Source organism: Streptomyces africanus (assembly GCF_002150735.1).
GTDB classification, from domain to species: domain Bacteria; phylum Actinomycetota; class Actinomycetes; order Streptomycetales; family Streptomycetaceae; genus Streptomyces; species Streptomyces africanus.
The window spans coordinates 1-1,762 of the sequence record NZ_MUKA01000364.1; the positions used below are offsets into that span (position 1 = coordinate 1).

The following is a 1,762-nucleotide window of genomic DNA, read 5'->3' on the forward strand; positions in this document are numbered from 1 at the left end:
CGGTTGCCCTTGGCCAGCATCACCTTGGAGCCGCCCGCCGCCTGGAACTGCTCGACGTAGGAGTCCATCCGGCCGGCGGTCGTCGGGCCGAAGGAGCCCGACGCGTAGCCCTCGGGCGTCTTCGCCGGACCCGCGTAGTACACCGGGTGGTCCTTCAGGTACTGCGGCATCTCCTCGCCCGCGTCCAGCCGCTCCTTGATCTTGGCGTGCGCGATGTCGCGGGCGACGACGAGGGGGCCGGTGAGGGAGAGGCGGGTCTTGACCGGGTACTTCGTCAGCTCGGCCAGGATCGTGTCCATCGGCTGGTTGAGGTCGATCTTGACGACGTCCCCCGCCTCGTCCAGGTGCTCGTCCGTCGTCTCCGGCAGGAACCGCGCCGGGTCCGTCTCCAGCTGCTCCAGGAAGACGCCCTCGGCCGTGATCTTCGCGACGGCCTGACGGTCGGCGGAGCAGGACACGGCGATGGCGACGGGGCAGGAGGCGCCGTGCCGCGGCAGGCGGACCACGCGCACGTCGTGGCAGAAGTACTTGCCGCCGAACTGCGCCCCGATCCCGATCTTCTGCGTCAGCTCGAAGACCTTCTGCTCCAGCTCCTTGTCCCGGAAGCCGTGCCCGAGCGCCGAACCCTCCGCCGGGATCTCGTCCAGGTAGTGCGCGGAGGCGTACTTCGCGGTCTTCAGCGCGTACTCGGCACTCGTACCGCCGACCACGATCGCCAGGTGGTAGGGCGGGCAGGCCGCCGTACCCAGCGAGCGGATCTTCTCCTCCAGGAACTTCATCATGGAGGCCTCGTTCAGGACGGCCTTCGTCTCCTGGTAGAGGAACGACTTGTTGGCGGAGCCGCCGCCCTTCGCCATGAACAGGAACTTGTAGGCGCCGCCGTCGGTCGCGTACAGCTCGATCTGGGCGGGCAGGTTGGAGCCGGTGTTCTTCTCCTCCCACATGGTGAGCGGAGCCATCTGCGAGTAGCGCAGGTTGAGGTTCTGGTACGCGTCGTAGATGCCGCGGGACAGGGCCTCCTCGTCGCTGCCCGCCGTCAGCACGTTCTGGCCGCGCTTGCCCATCACGATCGCCGTGCCCGTGTCCTGGCACATCGGCAGGACGCCCGCCGCCGCGATGTTCGCGTTCTTCAGCAGGTCCAGCGCCACGAACTTGTCGTTGCCCGACGCCTCGGGGTCGTCGATGATGCGGCGCAGCTGCGCGAGGTGGGCCGGGCGCAGGTAGTGCTGGATGTCGTGGATGGCCTCCTCGGCGAGCTTGCGCAGCGCCTCCGGCTCCACCTTGAGGAAGGTCCGCCCGTCCGGCCCCTCGACCGTGGAGACGCCCTCGGAGGTCACCAGCCGGTACGGCGTGGTGTCCTCCCCTTGGGGAAGCAGATCGGTGTACGCGAACTCAGGCATCTCAGCCCATTCCTCACTCGACAGACGGCGGCCCGCCTCCTTTGGCGAGCGCCAACAGCCTAGAACCTGCCTCCGGCAGTGAGCCCCTGAGGTAAGGCTCAGTTCGTCACACTCGGCCGCGACATACCGGCCCCACGGGGGGTGTCGCGATCTATCGTGTTTCGGTACGCTGCTGCCGTGGACCTTCAGAAGCAGACCGCGCCCGCCGTCTCCGAGCTCCGTGCCTCCGACGCCGAGCGGGACCGCATCGCCGACATCCTGCGCGACGCCCTCGCCGAGGGCCGTCTCACCGCGGACGAGCACGCCGAGCGCGTCGAGGGGGTGCTGCGCGCCAAGACGGTCGGCGAACTGGACGTGTTCAT

At 68.6% G+C, this 1,762-nt stretch carries 2 protein-coding genes; one reads left to right on the forward strand and one right to left on the reverse strand.

Annotation, left to right across the window (positions count from 1 at the left end; translation table 11 throughout):
- The coding region (locus CCL05_RS36080) for a fumarate hydratase (protein ID WP_086564868.1) at nucleotides 1-1,400 on the reverse strand (1,400 nt) is incomplete at its 3' end.
- 177 nt (nucleotides 1,401-1,577) lie between these two features.
- On the opposite strand from CCL05_RS36080, the gene CCL05_RS36085 reads away from it, so the two are divergent.
- Nucleotides 1,578-1,762 (forward strand): DUF1707 SHOCT-like domain-containing protein (locus tag CCL05_RS36085; RefSeq protein ID WP_143589999.1); only part of this gene is annotated, 185 nt, incomplete at its 3' end.